Consider the following 26,284-nt stretch of genomic DNA (forward strand, 5'->3'; position numbering starts at 1 on the left):
TCAGAGTTCCTTGAGCACGGCGGGTTCGAGCCGGCGGAACGACCACCACCCGACGACCAGCACGAGCACGCTCCCGGCGACGGTGGTGGCGAGCAGCCGGGCGTCGGGGAACTCGTCCGGGTACCAGATCGCGTGGTGCAGCTGGAAGATGCCGACCAGCGGGTTCACCTCGTATGCGATCTTCAGCCAGCCGGGCAGGTCGGAATCCCGTACGAGACTCAGCGGGTAGATGATCGGCGTGGCGTAGAAGAGCACCCGGATGACCAGGCGCATCACCCGCTCGACGTCGCGCATCAGCACGTTGAACGCGGACAGCAGCAGGGCGAGGCCGATCAGCAGGACGCCCTGGACGGCCACGGCGAGCGGCAGGGCGAGCAGCGACCAGCCCGGGTGGACGCGACCGTGCAGGGCGTAGGCCAACGCCACGGCCGCGAGGATCGGCAGGCCGGCCGCGTACTCGGCGAAGCGGCCGGTGACCCGACCGATCGGGAAGATCTGCCGGGGCACGTTCATCGTGGTGATCAGCCGGGACTGGCCGGTGAGCGCGTTGGTGGCCTCGCTCAGCGCCGAACTCGTCCACATCCAGGCGAAGATCCCCGTGATGAGGAACAGCGGGTACGACTCCGCCGCCTCGCCGAGGTGGCGGCCCGTGTCACGGGAGTAGAGGACGCCGAAGACGAACCAGTAGATGGCGCCCATGCCGAGCGGCTCGATCAACGACCAGACGTACCCGAGGACGGACTGCTGGTACTTCACCGCGAGGTCGCGTCTGACCAGGATGCGCAGTGAGTTGCGGTGCGACCACAACGTCGCGACGCCAGAGGTCACCGCCGCCTCCCGCCTTCAAACGGACGACAGGTTAGCAGTCGGTGAACGAAAGCTCCGAGTCGGGCGCGCTCAGCACTCGATCACGTTGACGGCCAGACCGCCGCGTGCCGTCTCCTTGTACTTGACCTTCATGTCCGCGCCGGTCTCCCGCATGGTCTTGATGACCTTGTCCAGCGAGACGGCGTGCACCCCGTCACCGCGCAGCGCGAGCCGGGCGGCCGTGATCGCCTTGATGCTAGCCACCGCGTTCCGCTCGATGCAGGGGATCTGCACGAGGCCACCGACCGGGTCACACGTCAGGCCCAGGTTGTGCTCCATGCCGATCTCGGCGGCGTTCTCCACCTGCGCGGGCGTGCCGCCCAGCGCCTCGGCCAGGCCGGCGGCCGCCATCGAGCAGGCCGACCCCACCTCGCCCTGGCACCCGACCTCGGCGCCGGAGATCGACGCGTTCTCCTTGAACAGCACGCCGATGGCGCCGGCAGCCAGCAGGAAGCGGATCACGCCCTCGTCCGAGGCGTCCGGCACGAACCGGGTGTAGTAGTGCAGGACGGCGGGGATGATCCCGGCCGCGCCGTTGGTCGGCGCGGTGACCACCCGGCCGCCCGCCGCGTTCTCCTCGTTGACGGCCAGGGCGAAGAGGGTCACCCAGTCCATGGCGCGCAGCGGGTCGCCGGCGTCGCCCTCCGCCTCCAGACTCCGGCGCAGCTCCGCGGCTCGGCGGCGGACCTTCAGGCCCCCGGGCAGCACCCCGTCCCGCTCGCAGCCCCGCTGGACGCACTCCCGCATCACCCGCCAGATCTCCAGCAGGCCGGCGCGCACCTCGGCCTCGCTACGCCAGGAACGCTCGTTGGCGAGCATCACCTCGCTGATCGACAGGCCGGTGGCGGCCGTGACCTCGAGCAGTTCGGCGCCGGTGAGGAAGGGGTGCGGCACCGGGGTGGTGTCGGGGACGATCCGGTCCGCGCCGGCCGCCGCCTCGTCCACCACGAAGCCGCCGCCCACGGAGTAGTAGGTGCGGGCCCGCAGTTCCGCGCCGGTGTCGTCGTACGCCACGAACGTCATCCCGTTCGGGTGGTACGGCAGCGAGCGGCGGCGGTGCAGCACCAGGTCACGGTCGGGGTCGAAGTCGATCTCGTGCGCGTCGAGGAGGCTGATCCGCCGCTCGGCGCGGATCCGGGCGACGCGGGGCGCCACGCTGTCGGTGTCGACGGTCTCCGGCGCCTCCCCGGCCAGCCCGAGCAGCACCGCGCGGTCGCTGCCGTGGCCGTGCCCCGTGGCGCCGAGCGACCCGAAGAGCTCGGCCTGCACGCGGGCGGTGGCGGTGAGGAGCCCGTCGGCCTTGAGGCCGGTCACGAACGTGCGGGCGGCCCGCATCGGCCCGACGGTGTGCGAGCTGGACGGCCCGATGCCGACGCTGAAGAGGTCGAAGACACTGATCATGGATGCACTTCCCTCGCCGTCGCCCCCGTCGTGCGGGTTGCGCCCCGATGGTGGCCGTGACCTGGCGGGCACCAGGGGTGTGGACGCCCAACCGGCGAGCCTACCCGCCCAGCTCACGCCCCGCCCGGCGGTCCGCCCGCCCCGCCGCCGCCCCGCCCCCGGCCCGGGCCTGGTCGCCCCGCCCCCGGCCATGATCGCGCTGCTTCCGGGAAGCAGTGGCATCCGGCCGTCGACGAGGCCACTACATCCATGTTCCCGCGTGATCTCCGCAGGGGGGCGCGGCGCACGCGGCGGCGCGTCGCGCCCGGCCCTGCCGGGTAACCACCTACGGGTACGCGGGTCGCCGATCGTCCTGCGGACTGAGGGCGAGGTGGCCGCCCGTTCCTACCGTGGATGTCAGACGCGGCGCACGCCGCAGAGTGGGAGTACGACGATGAGTCGCAAACTGGTCCGGCCCCGCCAGGGGCGCATGCTCGCCGGTGTCTGCGCCGGCCTCGCCCAGCGGTTCGGCGTGTCGGCCGGCATGGTCCGGCTGCTGTTCCTGCTGTCGCTGCTGCTGCCCGGCACCCAGGTGATCGTCTACCTGATCCTCTGGATCCTCATGCCCAACGAGGACCGCTACCTGGCCACCGTCCGCTGACGGCGGCGCCGGCCGTACGAGGTGGCCCGTCATCGGAGACGGCCCCGCCCGGGACACGGCAGGCTGCGGGACCTCGCCCCGATCGTGAGCACCGAGTACACGGCGCGCGCTCACGCCCCGATCATGGGCGGCGAGGGCACGCGGGCGGCGCGCTCACGCCGACCATGAGCACCGAGGGCGGGCGGCGCGCTCACGCCCGACCATGAGCACCGAGGGCGGGCGGCGCGGCGCGCTCACGCCCGCGACGACGCCGAAGCGCCCGCCCCGATCCGTGGGGGCGGGCGCTTCCACGTCACGCTGGTCAGGGGGTGACGTAGGTGACCGTCACCCGCTCGTAGCCGAGTGAGCCGAGCAGCCCCTCCAGCATCTTGCGCGTGTTCTCCTCGGCCCGGGCGCCGAGCCCGCTGTCGCGGGCGGCCGCCGTGATCCGCTCCTCCGCGAGGCGGTAGACCTCCTGCTGCCGGTTGGGGTCGCCGCCGAACACCTCGCAAAGCCGGTTGAGCAGGCCACGCCGTTCCGCGAAGACGTAGCTCTTCTCCAGGTCCAGGTTGGTTTCGCCGAGCTGCGGCGCCGGCAGTTTGATCTCCACCGACTTGCCGTCGGCCGACTCGACCACCGCCCCGTCGGAGATCCGCGCGAAGTCCACGTACGCCTCGACGCTGCCCGCCCCGACGAACAGCGTCCGCTCGTTGAGCAGGAACTCCGGCACGTACTGGCGGTCCTTCTGGAGGTCGACCACCACCTGGTAGTTGCCCTCGGCCGCCACGTAGCGGCTGAGATCCTGGATCGACTTCAGCAGCGTCGGCTGGCTGCGGTCCGTCCGCTCCTCGGCGAACGGGTTGCGGAAGCTCGGCCAGAGCCCGCTGGTCTGCACGCCGAGGAGCACCACCACCGCGAGCGCCGCCGCGCCGAGCACCCACAGCAGGCCCCGCGTGGGGCGTGCGGCGGGCGCCGGTGTGGGCTCGGGTGGGATGTCGGAGCGGGCCGTGATCGCGTCGCCGGTCGGGTGACCGGTGAGCTCCCGGGTGGGCTCGTTGCTGTCAGCGTCGCGGGCCATGGCCCTCACCGTCCTCGTCAGACACTGCCGTCTGCAATGACGGTACGACCGTCGTACGACACGCGCGCGCCGAGCGGGCCAACCCGCTGTTTCCGCAGGTCAGCGCCGCACCGGTCAGGCGAACGCGTTGATCCCGGTCAGCTTCTGCCCGATCACCAGCTGGTGGATCTCCGAGGTGCCCTCGTACGTGAGGACGCTCTCCAGGTTGTTGGCGTGCCGCATGACCGGGTACTCGCCGGAGATGCCGTTGGCGCCGAGGATCGTGCGGCACTGCCGGGCGATGGCCAGCGCCTCCCGCACGTTGTTCAGCTTCCCGACGCTGACCTGCTCGGGGCGGAGCGCGCCCGCGTCGGCGAGCCGCCCCAGGTGCAACGCCAGCAGCTGGCCCTTCTGGAGTTCGACCACCATGTCGGCGAGCTTGGCCTGGGTGAGCTGGAACCCGGCCAGCGGCCGGCCGAACTGGGTGCGGGTGCCCGCGTACGCCAGGGTCGTCTCCAGGCAGTCCCGGGCGGCGCCGAGCGCGCCCCAGACGATGCCGTACCGCGCCTCGGTGAGGCAGCTCAGCGGCGCCCGGAGCCCGACGGCGTCGGGCAGCAGCGCGTCCGTCGGCAGGCGGACGTCGTCGAGGACGATCTCCCCGGTCACCGACGCCCGCAGGGACATCTTGCGGCTGATCTCGCGGGCGCTCACGCCGGGCGTGTCCATCGGTACGGCGAAGCCCCGCACGCCGTCCTCGGTGCGGGCCCAGATCACCCCGACGTCGGCGATCGGCGCGTTGGTGATCCACATCTTGCCGCCGGTGAGCACCCAGTCGTCGCCGTCGCGGCGCGCGCGGGTGGCCATCGACGCGGGGTCGGAGCCGTGGTCGGGCTCGGTCAGCCCGAAGCAGCCGATCGCCTCACCGGCGGCCATCGCGGGCAGCCAGCGCTGCTTCTGCTCCTCGCTGCCGTACCGCCAGATGGCGTACATGGCCAGCGAGCCCTGTACCGACACCAGGGACCGCAGGCCCGAGTCGCCCGCCTCCAGTTCCAGGCACGCGAGCCCGTACGCGACCGCCGAGGCGCCCGCGCACCCGTAGCCGGTCAGGTGCATGCCGAGCAGGCCGAGCTTGCCGAACTCCCGGGCCAGCTCGCGGGCCGGCACGCGACCCGACTCGTACCAGTCGGCGACGTGCGGGCGTACCCGGTCGTCGACGAGCTGGCGCACGACGGCGCGGATCTGCCGCTCCTCCTCGCCGAGCGTGGAGTCGAGGTCGAGCAGGTCGAGGGGGGCCGTGGGGCTCATGGCAGCCACCCTAACGAAGGCTCAGGAGCCCGTCACTCCACCGCCTCGGAGAGCACGAGCACCCGGGCGTGGATCTGGTTGCGCTGCTGGAGCGCCGCCCGCAGCGCCCGGTGCAGGCCGTCCTCCAGGTAGAGGCCGCCGTTCCACTGCACGACGTGCGGGAACAGGTCGCCGTAGAACGTCGAGTCCTCGGCGAGGAGCTTGTCCAGCGCCAGTTCGCGCTTGGTGGTGATCAACTGGTCCAGGCGCAGCGGCCGCGGCGGGATCTCCGCCCACTGCTTGAGCGTCAGGTTGTGCTCCGGGTAGGGACGCCCGTCCCGGACCGCTCTGAAGATCACGACGGCACGCTCCCCTCCCCGTGGCCGGGCCGACCGACGGCGCCGTGCCGGGTCGCGGCGTGGCACCGCACGGCGCGGCACCGATGACCGTGCCAGCCTAGCCGCCTGTCGCACACCGCGTTCTGCTCCCTGATGTCAGTTTCGCTACCGCTCGCCCGATCTTCAACGGGACGAATCCGGCGTGCCGCTCAACTCCACCGTCCGCGCCGGACCACGTCGTCGACCGGTCGGCGTCCCCGGCGCAGCGACGGTGACCGATGGTCCGGTGCCCGGTAACCCACCGTGACCGCACCGATCGGCGCGAACTCCTCCGGTACGCCGAACGCCTCCCGGTATGCCGCCAGCCGCTGGGGCGGAATGCCGAAGAAGCACGCCCCGAGTCCCTCGTCCACGGCGGTGAGCAGCATCAGCAGGGCCGCGAAACCGGTGTCCACGTACCAGTAGGGCACCGGCCAGCGCTCCGTGGAGCGGTCCGTCCAGCCCTTGTCCGGCTCGGCGTACCGCTCCAGGTACACCGAGCGGTTCGCGTGCGGTACGACGATGAGCGGCGCCCGCCGCATCCCGGCCAGCCAGCGCTCCCGGCCGCCGCCGCCCGGCGTGGTGGCCGCCCAGAACCGCTCCCGGTCGGCCGGCTCCTCCAGCACCAGGAACCCCCAGCCCTGCGCGAAGCCGGCGGAGGGCGCGCGGACCGCGTGGTCGAGCAGCCGCTCCACGACCTCGGGCGGGACGGGCCGGTCCGGGTCGTAGTTGCGCACCATCCGCCGGCGCCGGACGACCTCGGCGAACTCCATGCGGCTCCCCCTGCCGGTCAGGCGCCCGGGCGGACGCCCCAGACGCCCCGCCAGGTCTCCCCCGGCTTCAACATGATCACGTCGCGCCCGGAGCGGAACGCGTCGGGCGGGCAGGTCATGGGCTCGATCGCCACCGATCGGCGGTGCCGCTCCCCGGTGAGCGTGTCGCCCGAGAAGACCTGCCACCAACCGAACTCCCGATCGGCCCAGATGGTCACGCCGGCCGAGCCGTCCGGAGCCGCGAGGCTCACCGACGATCCGCCGTCCTCGTCCCGGATGACGTCGCCGAACGCGAGGTCGAGGACGGCGTCACCGATGCGGCGGGGGCTCGTCCAGTCGTACTCGGTGCCGGCCACCTCGGTGGCCGCGATCGGCAGCAGCCGGTCGTCCACGAGGAGCCGGGTCCGGGCGGGCAGCCGCATCGACAGGTCGTCGACCGCGACCCCGGGCAGTTGCAGGTACGGGTGCACGGAGAAGCCGAACGGGGCCGGCTCGGTGCTGACGTTGCGCACCTCGTGCTCGGCGCGCAGACCGTCCGCCCCGACACTCCACCGGCTGCGCAGGTGCAGCTCCCACGGGTAGCCGGGCTGCGGCGGCAGCGCGTAGCCGACCGTCACCGCGTCCGGCGAGCGCTCCAGCAGCCGCCAGGGCACCCAGTTGACCAGCCCGTGGATCGCCACGTGCCGCTCCGGCTCGGTCAGCGGCAGCTGGTGCGTCCGCTCGCCGAGCGTGTACCGCCCGTCCCGGATCCGGTTCGGCCACGGCGCGAGCACCTGCCCGGCGCAGCCGGGGCACAGCTCGTCCTCGGCGTACCCGTCGACGTAGTCCACGCCGTCGTGCCGGTACGTCCGCAGCCCGCCGCCCACCTCGACGACGACGGCCTCGTGGCCGTCGGCCGCGATGGTCCACTGGGCGCCCGAGGGGGAACGGTGATCAGGGGTGCTCATGTCGGCGACCCTAACCGGTCACTCGCGGTCACCGCCCGGTGCCGCCGCCCCGCCGCCGCGCGACGTGGCGCCCGCCGGGTCGCCGCTCGCCGCCTCGCCGTCGGCCGCGCTGCTGGCCCGCCCGCCGTCGGCGGCCGTCGCCACGTCGGTGCCGGTGGCGGTCGCCGCCCGGTAGCGCAGCAGGGCCGGGAACGCGACGGCGAGCACCACCACGAGCACGGCCGAGGCGACGCCACCGGCCACCCAGGCGACACCGCCGCCCAGCCCCGCCGCCATGGCACCGGCCCGCAGGTCGCCCAGGCGCGGCCCGCCCGCGACCACGACGGTGTTCACGCCCTGGAGCCGGCCCCGCATCCGGTCCGGCGCGTACACCAGCAGCATGGACTGGCGCAGCACGGCGCTGACCAGGTCGGCGGCGCCGGCCACGCCGAGCAGCAGGACCATCAGCCAGAGCTGGTGGGCCAGCCCGGCCGCCGCGATGGCCACGCCCCACGCGACCACGGCGACCACGAGCCCGAGCCCCTGCCGGCGCAGCCGGCCGATCCAGCCGGAGGTGAGCCCGCCGAGCATCGAGCCGATGGCGATGGCGCTGTACAGCCAGCCGACCGCCCCGCCGTCGCCGAACCGCTCGTGCGCGATCTCGGGGAAGAGCGCCCGCGGCATCGCCAGGATCATGGCGATGAGGTCGACGGCGAACGAGAGCAGCAGGACCGGCGTGGTGGCCAGGTAGCGGAACCCGTCCACCACGCTGGCGAGGCCCGCCTTGCGCGGCGTGTCGCCGCCGCCCGGATCGGGCTCGGGCGGCAGCGCGGGCAGCCGCAGGGTGGCCCAGAGCGAGACGGTGAACAGCAGTGCGTCGACCGCGTACGCGACGGGCAGGCCGACGTCGGTGCCCCACCAGGTGAAGATCATGCCGGCCGCGAGCGGACCGACCACCGACGCCGCCGTGAACGTCGTGTAGTTCAGCGTGGTGGCCGCCGGGACCAGCTTCTCCGGCACGAGCCGCGGCAGGATGGCGCTGCGGGCCGGCGACGTGATCGCGAACGCCGTGGACTGCACCGCCACCAGGAGCAGGAGCAGCACCGGACTGCCCACCTGGAACAGCGACTGGGCCAGCAGCCCGAGGGTCGACGCCCAGAGCAGCGCGCCCGCGCCCAGCAGCACCTTGCGGCGGTCCCGGGCGTCGGCGACCGCGCCGCCCCAGAGCCCGAAGATCAGCAGCGGCACGAACCCGGCGACGCCGAGCAGGCCGACCCAGAACGAGTCCCGGGTGAGGTCGTACATCTCGACGGGCACGGCGACGGCGGTGAACTGGAAGCCGAACATGGCCACGCCGTTGCCGAGCCAGATCCGCCGGTAGTCCGCCACCCCCAGCGGACGCAGGTCGATCGCCAGGCGGCGCAGTCCCCGCCGCCGGGCCTCCGGCGCCGCCGTCACGGCGCCAGCCGTTCGACGGTCCAGTCGCCGGCCCCGGTACGCCGGAACCGCAGCCGGTCGTGCAACCGGCCCGCCCGGCCCTGCCAGAACTCCACCGACTCGGGACGGACGCGCAGCCCGCCCCAGTGCGGCGGGGCGGGGATCGACGCCGCGTCGGCGAACCGCTCCGCCGCCTCGCGGTAGCGCTCCTCCAGCGCCGCCCGGTCCGGGATCACCTGCGACTGCGGGCTCGCCCACGCGCCGATCTGGGACGTGCGGGGCCGGGTGGCGAAGTACGCCTCGGTCTCCGCCCGGTCCACCGGCTCGACGGTGCCGGCGACCACGACCTGCCGCTGCATCGGGAACCAGGGGAAGACCAGGCTGGCGTACGGGTTGGCGGCCGCCTCGGCGCCCTTGCGCGACGTGTGGTTGGTGAAGAAGACAAAGCCGTCCGGGTCGTACCCCTTCAGCAGGACCGTCCGCCCGCTGGGCCGCCCGGCGGCGTCGGCCGTGCCGACGACCATGGCGTTCGGCTCGGGCAGCCCGAAGGCCACCGCCTCGGCGAACCAGCGGGCGAACTGGGTGTGCCAGTCGCCGGCCAGCTCGGACTCGGAAAGGCCCCGGTCCGCGGCGTACTCGTTACGCATCGCGGCCGGGGCGGGTGTGTCGCCCGTCACGTCGTTCCACTCCTTCTCACCGGGCCGGCCACGCCGGGCAGGGCTGGCGGCCCGTACGCCCCAGTCTTGCCCAGCCTCGGACGCGGCGCTCGGGCGGGGATGTCGCGTGCGGCACAGTCGCTGCGGGTCGCGGACTCGGTTACCCAGCAGGCAAGATGTTCCGAACACATCCCTGAGGGTCGCCAACGGTGCTCGACCGGCCGGGCCGCGTTGAGCGCGACCAGGCGCACCGACCAGAGCCAGGAGAGCGACATGGCCGACTTCAAACCGGGACTGGAAGGCGTCGTCGCCTTCGAGACGGAGATCGCCGAACCCGACCGGGAAGGCGGTGCGCTGCGCTACCGCGGTGTGGACATCGAGGATCTGATCGGCCAGGTCTCGTTCGGCAACGTGTGGGCCCTGCTGGTCGACGGCCGTTTCGGGCCCGGTCTGCCGCCCGCGGAGCCGTTCCCGGTGCCGGTGCACTCCGGCGACATCCGCGTCGACGTGCAGTCCGCGGTCGCGATGCTCGCGCCGTACTGGGGGCTCAACCAGCTGCTGGACATCTCCGACGAGCAGGCCCGCGAGGATCTCGCCCGGGTCTCGGTGACGGCGCTCTCCTTCGTCGCCCAGTCCGCCCGGGGCCTGGGGCTGCCGGCCGTGCCGCAGAAGGAGATCGACAAGGCGTCCACGATCGTGGAGCGCTTCATGAAGCGCTGGCGGGGTGAGCCCGACCCGCGGCACGTGAAGGCCGTCGACGCGTACTTCATCTCGGCCGCCGAGCACGGCCTGAACGCCTCCACCTTCACGGCCCGGATCGTCGCCTCGACCGGCGCGGACGCCGCGGCCTGCATCTCCTCCGGCATCGGGGCGCTCTCCGGCCCCCTGCACGGCGGCGCGCCGTCCCGGGTGCTGAACATGCTGGAGGCGGTCGAGCGCAGCGGCGACGCCGAGGGTTACGTCAAGGGCGTGCTGGACCGGGGCGAGCGGCTCATGGGCTTCGGGCACCGCGTCTACCGGGCCGAGGACCCGCGCGCCCGGGTGCTCCGGCGGACCGCCAAGGAGCTGGGTGCGCCCCGCTTCGAGGTGGCCGAGGCGCTGGAGAAGGCCGCCCTGGACGAGCTGCACAACCGCAAGCCGGACCGGGTGCTGGCGACCAACGTCGAGTTCTGGTCCGCCGTGGTGCTCGACTTCGCCGAGGTGCCGGCGCACATGTTCACCTCGATGTTCACCTGCGCCCGGATGGGTGGCTGGAGCGCGCACATCCTGGAGCAGAAGAAGCTCCAGCGCCTCGTACGCCCCTCGGCCCGCTACGTCGGCCCCGGCCCCCGCAAGCCGCAGGAGGTCGAGGGCTGGGACGCCATCCCGCACGGCGTGTGACGCCCGCTCTCTGACCCCCGCTGAAGGCCCCGACCCCTCGGTCGGGGCCTTCACCGTGTGGCGCATCCCTCACGTCGCGGTGTGGGACCAGCGGTCGACCGGCCCGGCCCGGATGGGAGGATGAAGGCCGGCAGCGCCGCCGGACCGGGCTCGGACCCGGCTCCCCCGCGCGCCCGCGCGCGGCCGCCGTCGCTCCGCGCCCGCTGAAGGGCCAGCCCTCGCCCACGCGGAAGGATCGAGACAACCGTGGCTGACGCACCGACCATCCGGATTCCCGACGAGATCAAGCCCGCCGACGGACGGTTCGGCTGCGGGCCGTCCAAGGTTCGTCCGGCGGCGGTCTCCGCCCTGGCCGACGTCGCCACCACGTACCTCGGCACCTCCCACCGCCAGAAGACGGTGCGCGACCAGGTCGCCCGGCTGCGTCGCGGCATCGCCGAGTTCTTCTCCCTCCCCGAGGGGTACGAGGTGGTGCTCGGCAACGGCGGCACCACCGCCTTCTGGGAGGTCGCCACGTTCGGCCTGATCCGCGACCGGGCCCAGTTCGCCAGCTTCGGCGAGTTCGGCGCGAAGTTCGCGAAGGCCGTCAAGGACGCGCCGTTCCTCGGTGAGCCGACCATTCACAAGTCGGACGCGGGCACCGCGCCGAGCCTGGTCGCCGAGGCGGGCGTCGACGTGTACGCGACCCCGCACAACGAGACCTCCACCGGCGTGGCCGTGCCGATCTCCCGGGTCCCCGGCGCCGACGAGGGCTCGCTGCTGCTGGTGGACGCCACCTCGGGCGCCGGCGGCCTCGACGTGGACGTCGCCGAGACGGACGTCTACTACTTCGCACCGCAGAAGTGCTTCGGCTCCGACGGTGGCCTGTGGCTGGCCCTCATGTCCCCGGCGGCGCTGGAGCGGGCCGCCGAGATCAAGGCGTCCGGGCGGTACATCCCGGCCTTCCTGGACCTGGTCACCGCCATCGACAACTCCCGGCTGGAGCAGACGTACAACACGCCGGCGCTGGCGACGATCTTCCTGGCCGCCGAGCAGACCGACTGGATGAACGGCCAGGGCGGCCTGGCCTGGGCCGCGAAGCGGACAGCCGAGAGCGCCTCCATCGTGTACGGATGGGCCGAGCGTTCGGCGGTGGCCACGCCGTTCGTGGCCGACCCGGCGCTGCGGTCCAACGTGGTCGCCACGATCGACTTCGTCGACGGGGTGGACGCGGGGGCGATCGCCAAGGTGTTGCGCGCCAACGGCATCGTCGACACGGAGCCCTACCGCAAGCTCGGCCGCAACCAGCTGCGGGTCGCGCTCTTCCCGGCCGTCGAGCCGGCCGACGTCGAGGCGCTGACCGCGTCCATCGACTACGTGGTCGAGCGGCTCTGACATCGTGACGTTGGGTGGCCGCGGCAACCGCCGCGGCCACCCACGGTGATCATCGCCGCTGCTCATCCGCGACATGCGGGTGTCGCATCCCCCACCCGCGGGCAGATGAGCGTACGGTGGTGCGAGACGCCCGGGTGGCTGGCCTGTGGCGTGCGGCCAACGAAGCGGGACGGAGGCAACGATATGCGCCCAGTACGCTTCGTCGCCCTTTCCGAGGACGGCCAGGCGCTGGTGCTCGCCGACGAGGTGGGGCGGCTGCTCGCGCTCCCGATCGACGAGCGCGTGACCTCGGCGTTGCACGCCGATCCGGGCAGCCCGCCGCTCGCCGTGGCACCGGCCGCCGCCGACCCGGTGCCGTCCCTGTCGCCGCGGGACATCCAGGCCCGCATCCGCTCCGGCGAGTCCGCTGAGGACGTCGCCCGTATCGCCGGTGTGCCGGTCGACCGCGTGCTGCGCTACGCCGGCCCGGTGCTGCAGGAGCGGGCCATGCTCGCCCAGCACGCGCGCCGCACCCGGCTCAAGGGCGCCGAGAAGCCGACTCCCCTGGCCGAGGTGGTCAACGGCCGGCTGGCCCAGCACGGCATCGACACCGAGAAGATCTCCTGGGACGCCTACCGGCGGGACGACGGCACCTGGCGGATCATCGCCACCTGGCCGTCCGGGAAGGCCACCGCGCAGGCGATCTGGGTCCTCGACAAGACGCGGCAGGCCGTCGCGCCGCACGACGACATGGCGCAGTACCTGTGCGCCGAGCGGCCCACGCCGATCCTCGGCCAGGAGCCGGCGCCGGAGCGGGGCGGGCACGCCCTGCCGGGGCCGTCGCGGGGCGAGCCGAGCCGCGGCGGGCACGGGCTGCCGACGCCCGCCGAGCACGCACGCCCGGGTCGCGACCCGATCCGGGCCGGGCGGGACGCCCTGCTGGCCTCGCTCGACCGGCCGCTCGGCGGTTCGTCGGGCCGGGGTCTGGAGCCGCGTACGCCGGCCGCGCTCGCGGGGTCCGACGCGCCCCGGCAGCGGGCGGTCACCGGCGGGGCGGCCGCGCTGCTCGGCGGCGGCCCGGGTTCGGCCTTCGACGACGACTCGGACGCGCCCAAGGAGGTGCCGGCCGTGCCGTCGCTGGCGGTCCTCCGCCCGCGCCGCACCGGCACGGGAGCCGGCGGGAACGAGGCCACCGACACCTCGGGCAAGCCGCGCAAGCGCCTGCCGAGCTGGGACGACGTCCTCTTCGGCAGCGGCCCGGCGGCCCGCGAGTCCTCCTGAGCCGTACGCCAGCGGCCCGCGGGTCCTCCTGAGGTCACGCACCGGCGGCGCGCGCGGTCGTGTTCGTGGCCGGCTGCGCCCACAGCGGCCGGCTCCCGCGTCGCGGCCTGGTGGCCTGCCACGTCCTCGACCTGCGCCGCGACGGGCGGGTGTGCGTTTCCACCCGCCCGTCGTGAGGCGCGGCCCGCGTCACGGTGGCAGGCTCGGGTCATGGAGTACACGAATCTGGGCCGCACCGGCCTCTCGGTCAGCCGCCTCTGCCTCGGCACGATGAACTTCGGCCCGCAGACCTCGGAGCCCGACAGCTACGCGATTATGGATCGCGCGCTGGAGCACGGCATCAACTTCTTCGACACGGCCAACGTCTACGGCTGGAAGACCGGCGAAGGGGTCACCGAGCAGATCATCGGCCGCTGGTTCGCCCAGGGCGGGGGCCGGCGGGAGAAGGTCGTACTGGCCACGAAGGTCTACGGCCGGATGGGCGACTGGCCCAACGAGCAGGGCCTCTCCGCACGGCACATCATCCGGGCCTGCGAGGACTCGCTGCGCCGCCTCCAGACCGACACCATCGACCTCTACCAGATGCACCACATCTCCCGCACGACCCCGTGGGAGGAGATCTGGCAGGCGATGGAGACGCTCGTCGCGCAGGGCAAGGTGCTCTACGTCGGATCGTCCAACTTCGCCGGATGGCACATCTCAGTGGCGCAGGCGGCCGCCGCCCGGCGCAACTTCCTCGGCCTCGTCTCCGAGCAGTGCATCTACAACCTCCTGACCCGCCACGTCGAGCTGGAGGTGATCCCCGCCGCGCAGCACCACGGGCTGGGCATCATCCCCTGGTCGCCGCTGCACGGCGGCCTGCTCGCGGGGCTGCTGCGCAAGATGGCCGAGGGCACGGCGAAGCGGGGCACGGACGGCCGCTCGGCCGACACGCTGGCCACGCACCGGGCCACCATCGAGGCGTACGAGAAGCTCTGCGCCGACCTCGGCCACGACCCGGCCGACGTGGCGCTGGGCTGGCTGCTCACCCGGCCGGGTGTGACCGCGCCGATCATCGGCCCGCGTACGGCCGAGCAGCTGGACCGGTCCCTCGGCGCGCTCGACGTCCACCTCGACGAGGCCACCCTCGCCCGGCTGGACGAGCTGTTCCCGCCGATCGGCAACGGCGGCCCCGGCCCGGAGGCGTGGGCCTGGTAACACTCTCCTTCTGGCGTCGATCTTGCACTTTGCGCCCTCGATATACGGCTTATGCACCTTTTGTCGGGGCAGGAAGTGCAAGATCGCGCAGGAGAGGTGCGGGGCTACAGCGGCCAGGCGGCGACCCGGTCGTAGCGGGGCCGGGGGCCGGGGTGGCTGCGGGTGAGCACCACCTCGGCCGCCGGCCACTCCGGCCCGAGGTAGCCGTCCAGGGTGGCCCGGTCCGCGTCGATGTCGGCCCCGTCCACCCGGTCACCGGGCCGGGCGACCGTGAGGTGCGGGCGGAACGGCTTCTCGTCGTACGGCAGGCGGGCGTGCCGCAACCGGGAGCGGATCAGGCGGGCCAGGACGGTGAGCGCGTCCACCTCACCGCGCACGTCGACCCAGAGGATCGTGAAGCGGCCCTGCCCGAACCGGCCGCCGCCGCCCAGCCGGAGTCGCGGGGGCGCCTCCCGGCTGTCGCGGAACCACTGGGCGGCGAGCCCGAGCGCGCTCTCCACGTCGATGAGCCGGTCCGCCTCGACGTCGCCGAGGAAGGCGAGGGTGAGGTGGGCGTGCGCCGGGTCGGCGAGCCGGACGTTCGTCCCGGCCGCGGACGCCGCCCCGACCCGCAGGCGGGCGACCTGGGCGGTCAGGTGGGCGACCGCCTCCGCCGGCGGGTAGACCGCGACGAAGAGCCTCAACCCGTCGACGTCCTCACCGGTGCTGCTGGCGGCGCCCGGTGCGGGCGGCCGGCAGGGTCAGGCCGGCGGCGTGCAGCAGCCCCTCGACCCGCACCCGCTCGATCTCCTGGTCGACGCCGTCCAGCTCGCCGAGGTGCTCAGTGATGCCGAGGGCACGGCAGGCCATCCGGAGCCGGTCGTCGTACGCCTGGAGGACCGCGCCGTGCCACACCATGGGCCGGCCCGCGCCGTCGAGTCGTTGGCTCCCGAGCCGGCGCAGGTCGGCGGCGAGCTGTTCCAGCGGCCGGCGGCCCTCCCGGTCGAACTCGGACAGGTCGATGTCGCGGGTCAGCGCGTCGGCCTCGATGGCCTTGTCGAGGCGGGCGATGACGCGACGCTCGCGCCGGCGGTCGCGCCACTCGGTGTAGCCGCAGACCACGCGGTCGATGATCTCGTCGGCGCAGAAGAGCAGGGCGATGACCGCAGGCAGGCTGGCCACGGCGAGGAACGCCAGGGCCAGCAGCAGCGCGCGTCCGACACCCACGCATCGACGCTAAGCTGCCCCGTCCGGCTCCGCCACCGGAATAGCGGCATCCGCGCCATCCGCGCATCCGGACGCCTCGGGCCATCGGAGGTGGACCCGTGGAAAGGGGACCCCCTGCTCGACGGAATCCGTTGAGCAGGGGCCCCTCCTTGCTCAGCTCTCGGTCTGCGTCACATAGAACCGCGGCATCGGCAGCACGCGGAACCGGATCCGGGCGCCGGAGCGGCGCAGCTGCCAGGTCAGCGCGAGCAGCGCCGTGGCCAGCGAGATCAGGCCGCCGATCCAGATGGCGGCGCCGGCGCCGAACGTCTCGGCGACCCAGCCGATCAGGGGCGCGCCGACCGGGTTGGTGCCGAGGAACACCAGCACCCACAGGGCCATGACCCGCCCGCGGAACGCGGCGTCCACGCCGAGCTGCACCCGCTGGTTGGCGGCCTGGGCGAAGAAGACCATGAAGAACCCGGTCGGCACCAGCAGCGCCACGACCAGCCAGTACGTCGGGGCGAGGCCGACCAGCGTCCCGAAGGTCGCGCAGGCGATGGCGGCGCCCAGCACCAGCCAGACCGAGGGCCGGCTACGCCGCCCGGTGCCGGACAGCGCGCCGCCGAGCGCACCGACGGCAAGCGCGGTGCTGAACAGGCCGAACGAGGCGGCGCCGGTATTGAACACCGTCTTGGCCAGCGCCGCCAGGGTGAGCTGGAAGTTGAACAGCGACATGCCGATCACCGACATGATCACCATGGGGAGCAGCAGGTCGGATCGCCTCCACACGTACCGCAGCCCGTCGACCACCCGGGCCTCGGCCCGCTCGTCGCGCGGCGGGAGCGCCTCCCGGTGCAGTTCGGACGTCCGCATCCGCACCACGTTCACGAGCGGGGCGATCGAGCTGAGCGCGGTGAAGAGGAAGACGGGGCCGACGTCGAAGGCCGCGATGGCCAGACCGGCGAGGGCCGGGCCGACGATCCGCGCGGAGTTGAACACGGCCGCGTTGAGCGAGAGCGCGTTCGGCAGCAGCGACACGCCGACCAGCTCGGAGACGAACGCCTGCCGGACCGGCGTCTCGACCGCGTTCGCGACGCCGAGGAGGAGGGCGAACGCGAACACGTGCCAGATCTCGACCAGGCCGGTGAGGACCAGCAGGCTCATGCCGAGCGCCAGCACGGTCCACAGGGCGTTCGCGGCGAAGAGCAGGATCCGCTTGTCGTAGCGGTCGGCGAGCCGGCCGGAGATCAGGGTGAGCAGCAGTACGGGCGTGAACTGGAGCGCGGTCACCACGCCGAGCGCGGTGGCGGAGTTGTCGGAGAGGTCGAGTACGAGCCAGTCCTGGGCGATGTACATCATCCAGACGCCGAGCAGCTTGATGAGCTGCCCGGTGGCGAAGAGCCGGTAGTTGCGGACCTGTAGGGACTGGAACATGGTGCTCAACCTGGCCTGCACTCTAGGTGCGCCTCCTCGAGTCGTACGCGTCATCGACGACGGACGGCGCGGACCCGGTGGCGCGGGCGCGTGGCTCAGGCGCGAGCGATCTGCTGGAGGACCTCGGCGGCCCTCCGCAACGTCTCCCTGTCGGCCTCGGTGAGTTCGGCCAGCCGGTTGGCGAGCCATTCGTTACGGGCTCGCTCGAACTGTTCGAGCACCGCCCGTCCCCCCTCGGTCGGCGCGAGGATGACCTGGCGGCCGTCGGTCGGATGGGGTGTGCGCTGCACGAGGCCGCGCTCCTCCAGCTTCGCGACGATCCTGGTCATCGTCGGCGGCTGCACCCGCTCGACGTCGGCCAGCTCCCGGGGCGTCAGCGCGCCCGCGAGGTGCAGGCTGGTGAGCGCCGAGAGCTGGGTGGCCGTCAGGTCGCCGACGGGCCGGGCCTGCCGGACCCGCCGGTTGAGTCGGGTGATCGCATCACGCAGCTGGGGAGCCAGCTGCGCCGGTGGCACGCGTTTCGCAGTCACCGTCCGCTCCGTCACGATAGTTAGCATAACTAATGAGCATGGCTAAGGACGTAAGATATGACCAGGCTCACGGGACTTACGTCCCGCCCCGGGGCCGGAGGTCCGGTTCCACCGGCCCCGGGGCGCGGGCGTCACAGCACCACGGACTCGACGGGCCCGCGCAGGAAGTAGACGACGAAGAGCACGGCCACCGCGTACAGCAGCGGGTGCACCTCGCGGCCCTTCCCCTTGACCAGCTTCAACAGGACGAACGTGATCACGCCGGCCCCGATCCCGTTGGAGATCGAGTAGGTGAACGGCATGAGGACGATCGTGAGGAACGCCGGGATGCCGATCTCGTAGTCGGACCAGTCGATCGTCCGCACGGCGGTCATCATGAGGAAGCCGACCACGACCAGCGCGATGGAGGCCGCCTCGAACGGCACCACCACCACGAGCGGCGTCAGGAACATGGCCAGCAGGAACAGCGCGCCGGTGACCAGGTTGGCCACACCCGTCCGGGCGCCCTCCGCCACACCGGCGGCGCTCTCGATGTACGCGGTGTTGCTGGAGGTGCTCGCCGCACCACCCGCGGCCGCGGCGATCGAGTCGACCAGCAGGATCTCCTTCGCCCGCGGCGGGGTGCCCCGCTCGTCGAGCATGTCGCCCTCCTGGCCGATCGCGACCATCGTGCCCATCGTGTCGAAGAAGTCCGCCACGAGCAGGGTGAAGACGAACATCAGCACGACGAGCCAGCCGGCGCGGGTCCACGAGCCGAGCACGTTGAAGTTGCCCAGCAGCGACAGGTCCGGCACGTCCACCACCGTCTTCGGCAGCTCGGGGACGTTCAGCGACCAGCCGCTCGGGTTGGGCTTGCCGTCGACCACCGACGGCCCGACCTTCGCGATCGCCTCGACGATGATCGCCAGCACGGTCGAGCCGATGATCCCGATCAGGATCGCGCCCCGCACCCGACGGACCACCAGCACCAGGGTGACCAGCAGCCCGACCACGAAGACCAGCAGCGGCCAACTGGCCAGCTTGCCGCCCATGCCCAGTTCGACCGGGACGGTCGTGTTCGCGACGTCCGGGATGCGCCGGACGAAGCCGGCGTCGACCAGACCGATGATCGTCAGGAAGAGGCCGATGCCCACGCCGATCGCCGTCTTCAGCTGGGTCGGCACCGAGCGGAACACGGCGGTACGCAGACCGGTCAGCACCAGGATCGCGATGATCACACCTTCGATCACCACGAGGCCCATCGCGTCGGCCCAGGTCATCTCCGGTGCGATCTCGTACGCGACCAGCGCGTTCACGCCGAGGCCGGCGGCGAGCGCCAGCGGGAACCGGCCGACCACGCCCATGAGGATCGTCATGACACCGGCGACGAGCGCCGTCGCCGCGGCGATCGCCGGGATCGGAAGGGTCTTGCCGTCGCCGTCGACGGCACTGCCGAGGATGAGCGGGTTGAGCACCACGATGTACGCCATCGTGAAGAAGGTCGCCAGACCACCGCGTACCTCGCGGCTCAGCGTCGAGCCGCGGGCGGAGATCTCGAAGAACCGGTCGAATCCGTTACGCGGGGGGTGGGGTGGTGTGCCGTTGTCGGGCGGCGCTACTGCCATCAGGTCCTCGCAGGTGATCTTCGGGTCGTCGCGCGCATCGTCCCAGATCAGCGGTCAGGCAGGAAAGTTGATCGCGTACGCTTGCCGCGTGCCGACCCCGCAGCAGCCGCGGCCCGAGCCGCTCGATCCGCCGATGGTGCCGTTCGCCCTCGCCGGAATGGCCGGCTGGGCGGTCGCCGGGTTGGTGCTGCTGGTCTTCTTCCGCGACTGGCTCACCGAGCACGACCACGAGAGCTGGCTCTGGATCTGCCTGGCCGGTTTTCTCTGGGGGATCCCCGGTCTCGCGGTGATGATGCGGCACGACGCGAACCGGCGTCGCCGCCGCGCCGCCGGCCGCTGACCCCCGTCAGGGGTGGCCGTACGGCTCCGACGGCTCGGCCGCCTCGACCGACCCCGGCGCCCGGCTGACGGCGATCGTCTCCACGGCGCTGTCGTCGTAGACGGTGGGCATCTCGTCGACGGACGTCTCGGCCGCCTCGATGAGGGTTTCCGAGTGCGCGCCGCAGCCGTGGTCGGCGCTCACCACCCGACCGTCGTCCGGGGCGTAGAAGTTGCCGCAGGCGCCGAAGGCCTGCCGTAGGGAGCCGGCCAGCGGCAGGTAGAAGCCGCAGGTGCCGCAGCGGGCCGAGGCCGGTGCCGACGTGGAGATCGGGGCGGACGGGCCGTGGTCGCCGTCGTACCACCGCTGGGCGGCCTCGGCGCGCCCCTGCCGGGACAGCACCCGCGCCCGGCCCAGCCCCAGCTCCCACGCGGTCTCCTCGACCGCCGGGTCGTCGGAGAGCACGTAGCCGGGGACGAGGCGCTCGTCGTCGGGCGGGGTGGGCAGCAGGTCGCCGGGGCCCAGGTCGCCCGGCTTGAGCCGCTCCTGCCAGGGCAGCCAGCCGGGGGCGAGGAGCGCGTCGGTGCCGGGCAGCAGGACGGTCTCGCAGATGGTCACGTTGCGGCTGCGGGGCACCCGGGTGACGGTGACGGCCCAGCGCCAGCCCCGGTAGCCGGCCAGCTTGCACTCGAAGTAGTGCGTCACCAGCCGCTCGCCCTCGGCCACCGCCTGGAGGTGATCGCCGACGTCGGACGGGTCCACCTCGGTGATGCCTGCGCGCGCCACGTCGACCGCGGCGGCGCAGATCTGGTCGAGACGGGCGGCACGGGTGGAGGCGGGCCTGGTCACCCGACCATTGTTCCCCATGCCTACGCCTCCTGCGACAGGGACTCCCCGACCACGTTCTGCGCACATGGTGCGGCACGGGAGGATCAGATGGGCGAGGATGGTGCACATGCCGCTGTCCTCCCGCCCTGAGCGATCCGTCCTCGGGCGGACCGTCGGCACCGGCATCCGCTTCGTCCGGCTGCTGCTGCGTGGCTCGATCGGCAGCGGCCGGTGGGTGACCCGGCGGGCCGTCCGGGTCCGGGCCCGTGGTGCGGGTGGCGAGGTCGGGATGGTCCGCCTCTTCGACCTGCACGCGGTCTCCTGCGCCGGGGACACGCTGATCGCCATCGGCCTGGCGGGGACGATCTTCTTCAACGTGCCGCTCGGCGAGGCGCGCAGCAAGGTGGCGCTCTACCTGCTGGTGACCATGGTGCCGTTCGCCATGCTCGCGCCCGTGGTCGGGCCGCTGCTCGACCACTTCCGGCACGGCCGCCGGTACGCGCTGGCCGCCACGATGCTCGGTCGGGCGTTCCTCGCCTGGCTGATCTCCGACTACATCCACGGCTTCGGGCTCTATCCGGCGGCCTTCGGGGTGCTGGCGCTCTCCCGGGCGTACGGGGTGGCGCGCTCGGCCGCCGTGCCGAGGTTGCTTCCCGACGGGCTGGGCCTGTCCCAGGTGGGCGCACGGGCGAGCGTCTACGGCACGGTGGCCGGCGCGCTGGTCGCCCCGATCGGCCTGGCCGCGTTCTGGTTCGGGCCGCAGTGGCCGCTGCGGGTCGCGTCCGTGATCTTCCTGGTCGGCATGGTGATCGCGCTGCGGCTGCCACCGAGGGCCGACTCGGAGCCGCCGGAGCGGGTGCCCCGCCCGCTGCGGGCGCTGCTCCGCCGCTCCGGTGACCGGCCGCTGGGCCGCGGACGCCCGGCGGGCCGGCTGGTGATCGCCTCCCTGATCGGGGCGGCCACCCTGCGCGCGCTCTACGGCTTCCTGCTGCTGTTCCTGGCCTTCGCCATCAAGAAGGGCGATCTCACGACTGTCGCGTTCGGCCGGGACCTCACCGACGAGGCGGCGCTCGGCCTGGTCGGCGCGGCACTGGCCGTGGGGACCTTCCTGGCCACCGCCATCGGCACCCGGCTGCGCATCCACCGTCCGGCCGCCATCCAGTCCAGCAGCATGGTCATCGTGGCGGGCGTGGCGGTGCTCGCCGTGGTGAAGTTCTCGCTGCCCATGGTCGCCCTGCTCTGCCTGGTCACCGCGCTGTTCAGCGGCGTCGCCAAGCTGGCCGTGGACGCGTCGATCCAGGAGCGCATCCCGGAGCGGTTGCGGGCCAGCTCCTTCGCCCACTCGGAGACGGTGCTGATGCTCGCGTTCGTGGCCGGGGGCGGCCTCGGGCTGGTCCCGTTCAACGGCCTGACCGGCATCGCGGTCGCCGCCGGGGTCGGCGTGCTCGCCGCCGTGCGCGGGGTGCTCGTGGCGGCCCGGTTGCGCGGCGAGCGCCTCGCCGGCCGCCCGCTCGGCGACGACGAGCTGGTCGACGAGGTGACCGACGACCTCACCGACGGGGCCGGGCCGGAGGGCGACGATCCCCGCCCGACGTCGCCCCCTCCGGCGCCCAGTGAGACGGCCGGCTACGAGCCGGGGCTCGCCCCACCCGGCTACCACATCTACCGTCCCTCGTCGGCGGTCGGCGGCGCGGGCGGGAGCGACGACGAGTCCCGCCGGGGACCGCGCGGGCCGGTGTCGTGAGCGGTCTGCTGGTGGTCACCGCCGTACCCGCCGAGGCGGACGCGATCCGGGCGGGCCTCACCGATCCCGCGGTGACCGTAGCCCCGGTGGGGGTGGGCCCGGCCGTCGCGGGTGCGGCCACGGCGCGGCTGCTGGCGCTGGCCGAGGCGGCCGGCCGGCCGTACCGGGCCGTGGTCAGTGCCGGCGTGGCGGGCGGATTCGCCGAACGGGTCGCGGTCGGCGGCACCGTGCTGGCCACGGCGAGCATCGCCGCCGACCTCGGCGCCGAGTCCCCGGACGGCTTCATCCCGATCGACGCCCTCGGCATGCCGCCGGCGCTCCTGGGCGGCGGCAGCACGGTGCCCGCCGACCCGGATCTGCTGGCCGCGCTCCGGGCGGCGCTGCCGGAGGCCACGGTCGGGCCGGTGCTCACCGTCAACACGGTGACCGGCACCGCGGCGAGCACCGCGGCGCTCAGCCGCCGCTACCCGGACGCCGTGGCCGAGGCCATGGAGGGGTACGGCGTGGCCGTGGCCGCCGCCCAGGCCGGGCTGCCCTTCGCCGAGCTGCGTACGGTCTCCAACCCCATCGGTCCCCGCGACAGGGGCGCCTGGCGGATGCGCGAGGCGCTCGCCGCCCTGACCGAGGCCGCCCCCGCCCTGTCATGACGCGCGCGGGTGTGCCCCTGTGCGGTCGAGCCGCAGCGCCGCCGGCCGGCTCGCCGACTCGGTGAAGCCACACGCCGCCAGGAACCGGATCTCCTCGAACTCCGCCACGGCCCGCACGGTGTGGATCCCTGCGCGATCCATCTCCGCGGTGAGCAGGCCGATCAGCCGCCGACCGATACCCAGCAGGCGAAGTTCCGGGGTCACGACCACGCCGTCGAGGATGAGCTCGCGCTGGTCGCCAAGGTTCTCTCCGAGCAGCAGGTCCGTGCTCCGCTCGTGAGCGCGCAGTTCACCGACCGGTGCGCCGTCGGGCAGCTCGGCGAGAAGCCGCCATGAGCCCTCCGGCAGCTCACCGGTGACCCGCCGCAGCCGTACCTGCTGGCGTACCCGTTCGCGCCAGCGACGTTCGTCCCGACGCCGGCGGTCGAGGTCGTACGTCACCGCCGGCACCCGTAGCGGCCACCGTTCGCGCGGCAGGGTGTACCAGTGCGCCCACCACGCGCCCGGCCAGTCGGTGAGCTTCCGTACCTCCCGCAGGTCGAGGTGTGGCGGGTAGCGCCGGCCGGCCTCGTCCCGCCGTTCGTCGTCCGGCGTGGCCGGCACCTGGCCGAGCCCTGGAGGGCCGGAGACGCCGATCGTCATCGCTCCACCCGCCGCGCGTACCAACCGTTCCACGGTCGCGAACCCCGGCTCGGCGCCACGGCCGCTCTCGATCCTCGCCAGCGTGCTCTTGGGTACGCCCGACCGCTCAGCCAGCTCCCGCTGGCTGAGGTCGGCCTGTCGCCGCAACGCGCGCAGCACCGCCCCCACGTCGATCGGCTCGGTGCCCGTCACCCCGCGATCGTCCCCGTAGGAGCCGCCGGGCTTCAACAGCCCTCCCGCGCTTGTGGACAACCCTGTGGACAACCGCGTCCGGGGCGGCTGGGTGGCGCAGCCGCTGTCGAGCTGCCCCAGATCTGAGACTGAGCGCATTCCGGACCAAGCGGTATCAACAGGCGCACACGGAGGATCGAGCGCAGCGAACCGAACAGTCAGCCGTTTCCACAGCTGCGGCGACCAAGGGCCCGCCGACCGGGACGATCGGTGGTCACCACGGCCCCCGGCGGCGCTCCCCGCGACGCTCTCCCGTCAGCTCCCCCGTCAGATCTCCCGGCGGCGCTCCGGCGGCGCTCTCCCGTCAGCTCTCCCGGCGGCTCTCCGGCGGCGCTCTCCGGCGGCGCTCTCCGGCGGCTCTCCCGTCAGCTCTCCCGGCGGCTCTCCGGCGGCGCTCTCCGGCGGCTCTCCCGTCAGCTCTCCCGGCGGCTCTCCGGCGGCGCTCTCTGGCGGCTCTCCGGCGGCTCTCCGGCGGTGCTCTCCGTCGGCACTGGCTGCATCGTCTTCGAGCTGCCCCATATCTGGGGCAGCTCGACAGCGTCCCGCCGACCCTGCCGCGGGCCTCCGGGCGGTCGCCGCACCACCACCGCGCAGCGGGCACCGGCCTACGTCACAGCCTTCGGGGGCCGGCAGGATCGGCCCGACGGGGGCGGGGCTACGGTGGGGTCGTGGCGCTCTCGCTGGCGATCTCGCCCTGCCCCAACGACACGTTCATCTTCCACGCCCTCGTGCACGGCCGCGTTCCCGGCGCACCGCCGGTCGAGGTGACGTACGCCGACGTGGACGTGACCAACACGGCGGCCGAACGCGGCGCCTTCGACCTGGTGAAGGTGAGCTACGCGGCGCTGCCCTGGCTGCTGGACCAGTACCACCTGCTGCCCTGCGGTGGCGCGCTCGGTCGCGGCTGCGGTCCGCTGCTGCTCACCCGCGGCGACCGCACCGACCTGACCGGCGCGACGGTCGCGGTGCCCGGCGACCGGACCACCGCGTACCTGCTCTTCCGGCTCTGGGCGGCCGACCGCCCGCCGGCGCGCATCGAGGTCGTCCCGTTCCACGAGATCATGCCGGGCGTGGCCGCCGGCCGGTACGACGCCGGCCTGGTCATCCACGAGGCCCGGTTCACCTACCACCGGCACGGCCTCACCGCCCTGGTCGACCTCGGCGAATGGTGGGAGGCCGACACCGGCCTGCCGATCCCGCTCGGCGCGATCCTGGCCCGGCGCGGCGCGGTCGACCCCGAGGCCGCCGCCGGGTGGATCCGCGAGTCGGTCCGGCAGGCCTGGGCCGACCCGGCCGCCAGCCGCGACTACGTGCTCTCCCACGCACAGGAGATGGAGCCCGACGTGGTGGACCGGCACATCGGGCTCTACGTCAACGAGTTCTCCGCCGACCTGGGAGAGGCGGGCTTCGCCGCCGTGGACGCGCTGCTCGGCCGGGCCGCCGACGCCGGCCTGGTGCCTCAGACCTCCAGCTCGCGCGCCACCGCGTGGACCAGCTGAGCGATCTTCTGGGCGGTACGCCGGTCGGGGAAACGGCCGCGGCGCAGGTCCGGCTGCACCTTCGCCTCGAGCACCTTGATCATGTCCTCGACGAGGCCGTGCAGCTCCTCGGCCGGCCGGCGGCGCAGCTCGGCCACCGACGGCGGCGCCTCCAGCAGCTTCACCCCCATGGCCTGGGCGCCCCGCCGGCTGTCCACCACGCTGAAGTCGACCCGCTGGCCACCCTTGAGGTCGGTGACGCCCGCCGGCAGCGCGGTCTTCGGCAGGAACACGTCGCCACCCTCGTCACTGGTGACGAACCCGTATCCCTTGGCCGCGTCGTACCACTTCACTCGACCCGTAGGCACCTGTGATCCCCTGCTTCGCTAGAGACGTCTACTGCTCCAAGGCTAGCTGGATCATGCGGTCGAGCGCCCCCGGGAATCCGGTGAGATCGTCGAGCACCACGTCCGCCCCGGCCGCCCGCAGCTCCTGCGCCGAACACGGGCCGGTGGCGACCGCGATCCCCGGCACCCCGGCCGCCGCGGCGGCCACCATGTCGGCCACGTGGTCCCCCACGTAGTGGGTGGCGCCGTGCTCGCGCAGCGCGGTCGCCTTCTCCTCGGCGAACAGGTCCCCGGCCACCTCGTCCACCTCCAGCCCCAGGTGATCCAGGTGCAGGCGGGCCAGCCGGCCCAGCTTCGAGGTGACCACGAGCACCCGGCCGCCGCGTGACCGGACCGCCGCGATCGCCTCCCGGGCGCCGGGCAGCGGGACGGTCGGGGTGATGGCGTACGCCGGATAGAGCTCCCGGTACAGCGTGACCGCCGACTCGACCTGCTCCGGCGGGAACCAGTGGGCCATCTCCGTGCGCAGCGGCGGCCCGAGCCGCGACACCACGGCGTCGACGTCCACCGGGACGCCGGTACGCGCGGTCAGCGCCCGGTAGGCGGCGGCGATGCCGGGACGCGAGTCGACCAGGGTCATGTCGAGATCGAAGCCGACGGTCAGTGGAGGCATGCGGACGAACG

The 26,284-nt window shown here is 73.3% G+C and carries 26 protein-coding genes and 1 pseudogene; 9 read left to right on the forward strand and 18 right to left on the reverse strand.

The annotated features are described in order from the left end of the window. A complete protein-coding gene (locus OG994_RS22235; protein ID WP_328850859.1) occupies positions 1-828 on the reverse strand; it encodes an ABC transporter permease in 828 nt (275 codons plus the stop codon). A gap of 69 nt (positions 829-897) precedes the next feature. Then, complete coding sequence (locus OG994_RS22240; protein WP_328850860.1) at positions 898-2,268, reverse strand: L-serine ammonia-lyase; 1,371 nt, start codon at positions 2,266-2,268, stop codon at positions 898-900. 433 nt (positions 2,269-2,701) lie between these two features. Between OG994_RS22240 and OG994_RS22245 the strand changes: the two genes are divergently transcribed. Continuing rightward, a complete protein-coding gene (locus tag OG994_RS22245; protein ID WP_120327853.1) occupies positions 2,702-2,908 on the forward strand; it encodes a PspC domain-containing protein in 207 nt (68 codons plus the stop codon). Between the two features lie 301 nt (positions 2,909-3,209). Here OG994_RS22245 and OG994_RS22250 read toward each other — a convergent pair whose 3' ends face one another. The 7 genes and pseudogenes from OG994_RS22250 to pdxH form a co-directional block, all read right to left on the reverse strand. Continuing rightward, the gene (locus tag OG994_RS22250; protein ID WP_328850861.1) at positions 3,210-3,965 is read right to left on the reverse strand and encodes a DUF4230 domain-containing protein; all 756 of its coding nucleotides are present in this window, start codon (positions 3,963-3,965) and stop codon (positions 3,210-3,212) included. Positions 3,966-4,079: 114 nt separating this feature from the next. Continuing rightward, a complete protein-coding gene (locus tag OG994_RS22255) occupies positions 4,080-5,249 on the reverse strand; it encodes an acyl-CoA dehydrogenase family protein (protein WP_328850862.1) in 1,170 nt (389 codons plus the stop codon). 32 nt (positions 5,250-5,281) lie between these two features. Further along, the gene (locus OG994_RS22260) at positions 5,282-5,587 is read right to left on the reverse strand and encodes a type II toxin-antitoxin system VapB family antitoxin (protein ID WP_091593012.1); all 306 of its coding nucleotides are present in this window, start codon (positions 5,585-5,587) and stop codon (positions 5,282-5,284) included. Positions 5,588-5,775: 188 nt separating this feature from the next. Then, positions 5,776-6,378, reverse strand: coding sequence for a nitroreductase family protein (locus OG994_RS22265; protein WP_120327857.1), 603 nt, complete (start codon positions 6,376-6,378; stop codon positions 5,776-5,778). Between the two features lie 17 nt (positions 6,379-6,395). After that, the gene (locus OG994_RS22270) at positions 6,396-7,325 is read right to left on the reverse strand and encodes an aldose 1-epimerase family protein (RefSeq protein WP_328850863.1); all 930 of its coding nucleotides are present in this window, start codon (positions 7,323-7,325) and stop codon (positions 6,396-6,398) included. A 159-nt stretch (positions 7,326-7,484) separates the two neighbouring features. Further along, positions 7,485-8,762 (reverse strand): annotated as a pseudogene (locus OG994_RS22275) (MFS transporter); the annotation flags it as partial. Further along, positions 8,759-9,388 (reverse strand): pyridoxamine 5'-phosphate oxidase, encoded by a 630-nt coding sequence (gene pdxH, locus OG994_RS22280; protein ID WP_120328064.1) that lies wholly within the window; start codon positions 9,386-9,388, stop codon positions 8,759-8,761. The pseudogene OG994_RS22275 and the gene pdxH, both read right to left, overlap by 4 nt. 282 nt (positions 9,389-9,670) lie before the next feature. Here pdxH and OG994_RS22285 point away from each other — a divergent pair, with 282 nt between their 5' ends. The 4 genes from OG994_RS22285 to OG994_RS22300 all read left to right on the forward strand — a co-directional run bounded on the left by OG994_RS22285 (position 9,671) and on the right by OG994_RS22300 (position 14,608). Then, entirely contained in the window at positions 9,671-10,777 is a 1,107-nt protein-coding gene (locus OG994_RS22285; RefSeq protein ID WP_120327860.1) for a citrate synthase 2, read from the forward strand. A 246-nt stretch (positions 10,778-11,023) separates the two neighbouring features. Then, a complete protein-coding gene (serC, locus tag OG994_RS22290; protein ID WP_120327861.1) occupies positions 11,024-12,151 on the forward strand; it encodes a phosphoserine transaminase in 1,128 nt (375 codons plus the stop codon). Between the two features lie 183 nt (positions 12,152-12,334). Next, positions 12,335-13,411, forward strand: coding sequence for a septation protein SepH (sepH, locus tag OG994_RS22295; protein WP_120327862.1), 1,077 nt, complete (start codon positions 12,335-12,337; stop codon positions 13,409-13,411). Between the two features lie 210 nt (positions 13,412-13,621). Continuing rightward, complete coding sequence (locus OG994_RS22300) at positions 13,622-14,608, forward strand: aldo/keto reductase (protein ID WP_328850864.1); 987 nt, start codon at positions 13,622-13,624, stop codon at positions 14,606-14,608. Between the two features lie 104 nt (positions 14,609-14,712). Here OG994_RS22300 and thpR read toward each other — a convergent pair whose 3' ends face one another. The 5 genes from thpR to OG994_RS22325 all read right to left on the reverse strand — a co-directional run bounded on the left by thpR (position 14,713) and on the right by OG994_RS22325 (position 19,364). Continuing rightward, the gene (gene thpR, locus OG994_RS22305; protein WP_328850865.1) at positions 14,713-15,291 is read right to left on the reverse strand and encodes an RNA 2',3'-cyclic phosphodiesterase; all 579 of its coding nucleotides are present in this window, start codon (positions 15,289-15,291) and stop codon (positions 14,713-14,715) included. A 13-nt stretch (positions 15,292-15,304) separates the two neighbouring features. Continuing rightward, the gene (locus OG994_RS22310; protein ID WP_120327865.1) at positions 15,305-15,814 is read right to left on the reverse strand and encodes a hypothetical protein; all 510 of its coding nucleotides are present in this window, start codon (positions 15,812-15,814) and stop codon (positions 15,305-15,307) included. 153 nt (positions 15,815-15,967) lie between these two features. Then, on the reverse strand, positions 15,968-17,251 hold the full coding sequence (locus OG994_RS22315; protein ID WP_328850866.1) for an MFS transporter: 1,284 nt from the start codon (positions 17,249-17,251) through the stop codon (positions 15,968-15,970). 74 nt (positions 17,252-17,325) lie between these two features. Then, a complete protein-coding gene (locus OG994_RS22320; RefSeq protein ID WP_192902105.1) occupies positions 17,326-17,775 on the reverse strand; it encodes a MarR family transcriptional regulator in 450 nt (149 codons plus the stop codon). A 116-nt stretch (positions 17,776-17,891) separates the two neighbouring features. Beyond that, positions 17,892-19,364 carry an NCS2 family permease gene (locus OG994_RS22325; protein WP_120327868.1) on the reverse strand — a complete coding sequence of 491 codons (1,473 nt, stop codon included), beginning with the start codon at positions 19,362-19,364 and terminating at the stop codon, positions 17,892-17,894. 133 nt (positions 19,365-19,497) lie between these two features. On the opposite strand from OG994_RS22325, the gene OG994_RS22330 reads away from it, so the two are divergent. After that, positions 19,498-19,704 (forward strand): DUF2530 domain-containing protein, encoded by a 207-nt coding sequence (locus OG994_RS22330; protein ID WP_396843829.1) that lies wholly within the window; start codon positions 19,498-19,500, stop codon positions 19,702-19,704. A 6-nt stretch (positions 19,705-19,710) separates the two neighbouring features. Here OG994_RS22330 and OG994_RS22335 read toward each other — a convergent pair whose 3' ends face one another. Then, positions 19,711-20,640 carry a DUF3027 domain-containing protein gene (locus OG994_RS22335; RefSeq protein WP_396843830.1) on the reverse strand — a complete coding sequence of 310 codons (930 nt, stop codon included), beginning with the start codon at positions 20,638-20,640 and terminating at the stop codon, positions 19,711-19,713. Between OG994_RS22335 and OG994_RS22340 the strand changes: the two genes are divergently transcribed. Together OG994_RS22340 and OG994_RS22345 are read left to right on the forward strand one after the other, a co-directional pair. Further along, positions 20,639-22,255 carry an MFS transporter gene (locus OG994_RS22340; protein WP_328850867.1) on the forward strand — a complete coding sequence of 539 codons (1,617 nt, stop codon included), beginning with the start codon at positions 20,639-20,641 and terminating at the stop codon, positions 22,253-22,255. The genes OG994_RS22335 and OG994_RS22340 overlap by 2 nt on opposite strands. Continuing rightward, a complete protein-coding gene (locus OG994_RS22345; RefSeq protein WP_328850868.1) occupies positions 22,252-22,902 on the forward strand; it encodes a futalosine hydrolase in 651 nt (216 codons plus the stop codon). Before OG994_RS22340 ends, OG994_RS22345 begins: the two co-directional genes overlap by 4 nt. On the opposite strand, the gene OG994_RS22350 is transcribed toward OG994_RS22345, so the two are convergent. Then, positions 22,897-23,736 (reverse strand): GNAT family N-acetyltransferase, encoded by an 840-nt coding sequence (locus tag OG994_RS22350; protein WP_328850869.1) that lies wholly within the window; start codon positions 23,734-23,736, stop codon positions 22,897-22,899. The two genes, OG994_RS22345 and OG994_RS22350, sit on opposite strands and share 6 nt — an antisense overlap. Before the next feature lie 707 nt (positions 23,737-24,443). On the opposite strand from OG994_RS22350, the gene OG994_RS22355 reads away from it, so the two are divergent. After that, complete coding sequence (locus OG994_RS22355) at positions 24,444-25,274, forward strand: 1,4-dihydroxy-6-naphthoate synthase (protein ID WP_120327873.1); 831 nt, start codon at positions 24,444-24,446, stop codon at positions 25,272-25,274. On the opposite strand, the gene OG994_RS22360 is transcribed toward OG994_RS22355, so the two are convergent. Further along, a complete protein-coding gene (locus tag OG994_RS22360; RefSeq protein WP_120327874.1) occupies positions 25,235-25,621 on the reverse strand; it encodes a cold-shock protein in 387 nt (128 codons plus the stop codon). The genes OG994_RS22355 and OG994_RS22360 overlap by 40 nt on opposite strands. A 28-nt stretch (positions 25,622-25,649) precedes the next feature. After that, positions 25,650-26,273, reverse strand: coding sequence for an HAD family hydrolase (locus OG994_RS22365; protein WP_120327875.1), 624 nt, complete (start codon positions 26,271-26,273; stop codon positions 25,650-25,652). Positions 26,274-26,284: the final 11 nt, after the last annotated feature.

This window comes from Micromonospora globbae, from assembly GCF_036184225.1.
Classification (GTDB): domain Bacteria; phylum Actinomycetota; class Actinomycetes; order Mycobacteriales; family Micromonosporaceae; genus Micromonospora; species Micromonospora globbae.

Bases quoted from the DNA above. Each gene is read 5' to 3' on its own strand.
- OG994_RS22240 (WP_328850860.1), bottom strand. From the start codon at position 2,268: ATGATCAGTGTCTTCGACCTCTTCAGCGTCGGCATCGGGCCGTCCAGC.
- OG994_RS22245 (WP_120327853.1), top strand. From the start codon at position 2,702: ATGAGTCGCAAACTGGTCCGGCCCCGCCAGGGGCGCATGCTCGCCGGT.
- OG994_RS22250 (WP_328850861.1), bottom strand. From the start codon at position 3,965: ATGGCCCGCGACGCTGACAGCAACGAGCCCACCCGGGAGCTCACCGGT.
- OG994_RS22255 (WP_328850862.1), bottom strand. From the start codon at position 5,249: ATGAGCCCCACGGCCCCCCTCGACCTGCTCGACCTCGACTCCACGCTC.
- OG994_RS22265 (WP_120327857.1), bottom strand. From the start codon at position 6,378: ATGGAGTTCGCCGAGGTCGTCCGGCGCCGGCGGATGGTGCGCAACTAC.
- OG994_RS22270 (WP_328850863.1), bottom strand. From the start codon at position 7,325: ATGAGCACCCCTGATCACCGTTCCCCCTCGGGCGCCCAGTGGACCATC.
- pdxH (WP_120328064.1), bottom strand. From the start codon at position 9,388: ATGCGTAACGAGTACGCCGCGGACCGGGGCCTTTCCGAGTCCGAGCTG.
- OG994_RS22285 (WP_120327860.1), top strand. From the start codon at position 9,671: ATGGCCGACTTCAAACCGGGACTGGAAGGCGTCGTCGCCTTCGAGACG.
- sepH (WP_120327862.1), top strand. From the start codon at position 12,335: ATGCGCCCAGTACGCTTCGTCGCCCTTTCCGAGGACGGCCAGGCGCTG.
- OG994_RS22300 (WP_328850864.1), top strand. From the start codon at position 13,622: ATGGAGTACACGAATCTGGGCCGCACCGGCCTCTCGGTCAGCCGCCTC.
- OG994_RS22325 (WP_120327868.1), bottom strand. From the start codon at position 19,364: ATGGCAGTAGCGCCGCCCGACAACGGCACACCACCCCACCCCCCGCGT.
- OG994_RS22330 (WP_396843829.1), top strand. From the start codon at position 19,498: ATGGTGCCGTTCGCCCTCGCCGGAATGGCCGGCTGGGCGGTCGCCGGG.
- OG994_RS22340 (WP_328850867.1), top strand. From the start codon at position 20,639: ATGCCGCTGTCCTCCCGCCCTGAGCGATCCGTCCTCGGGCGGACCGTC.
- OG994_RS22335 (WP_396843830.1), bottom strand. From the start codon at position 20,640: ATGTGCACCATCCTCGCCCATCTGATCCTCCCGTGCCGCACCATGTGC.
- OG994_RS22365 (WP_120327875.1), bottom strand. From the start codon at position 26,273: ATGCCTCCACTGACCGTCGGCTTCGATCTCGACATGACCCTGGTCGAC.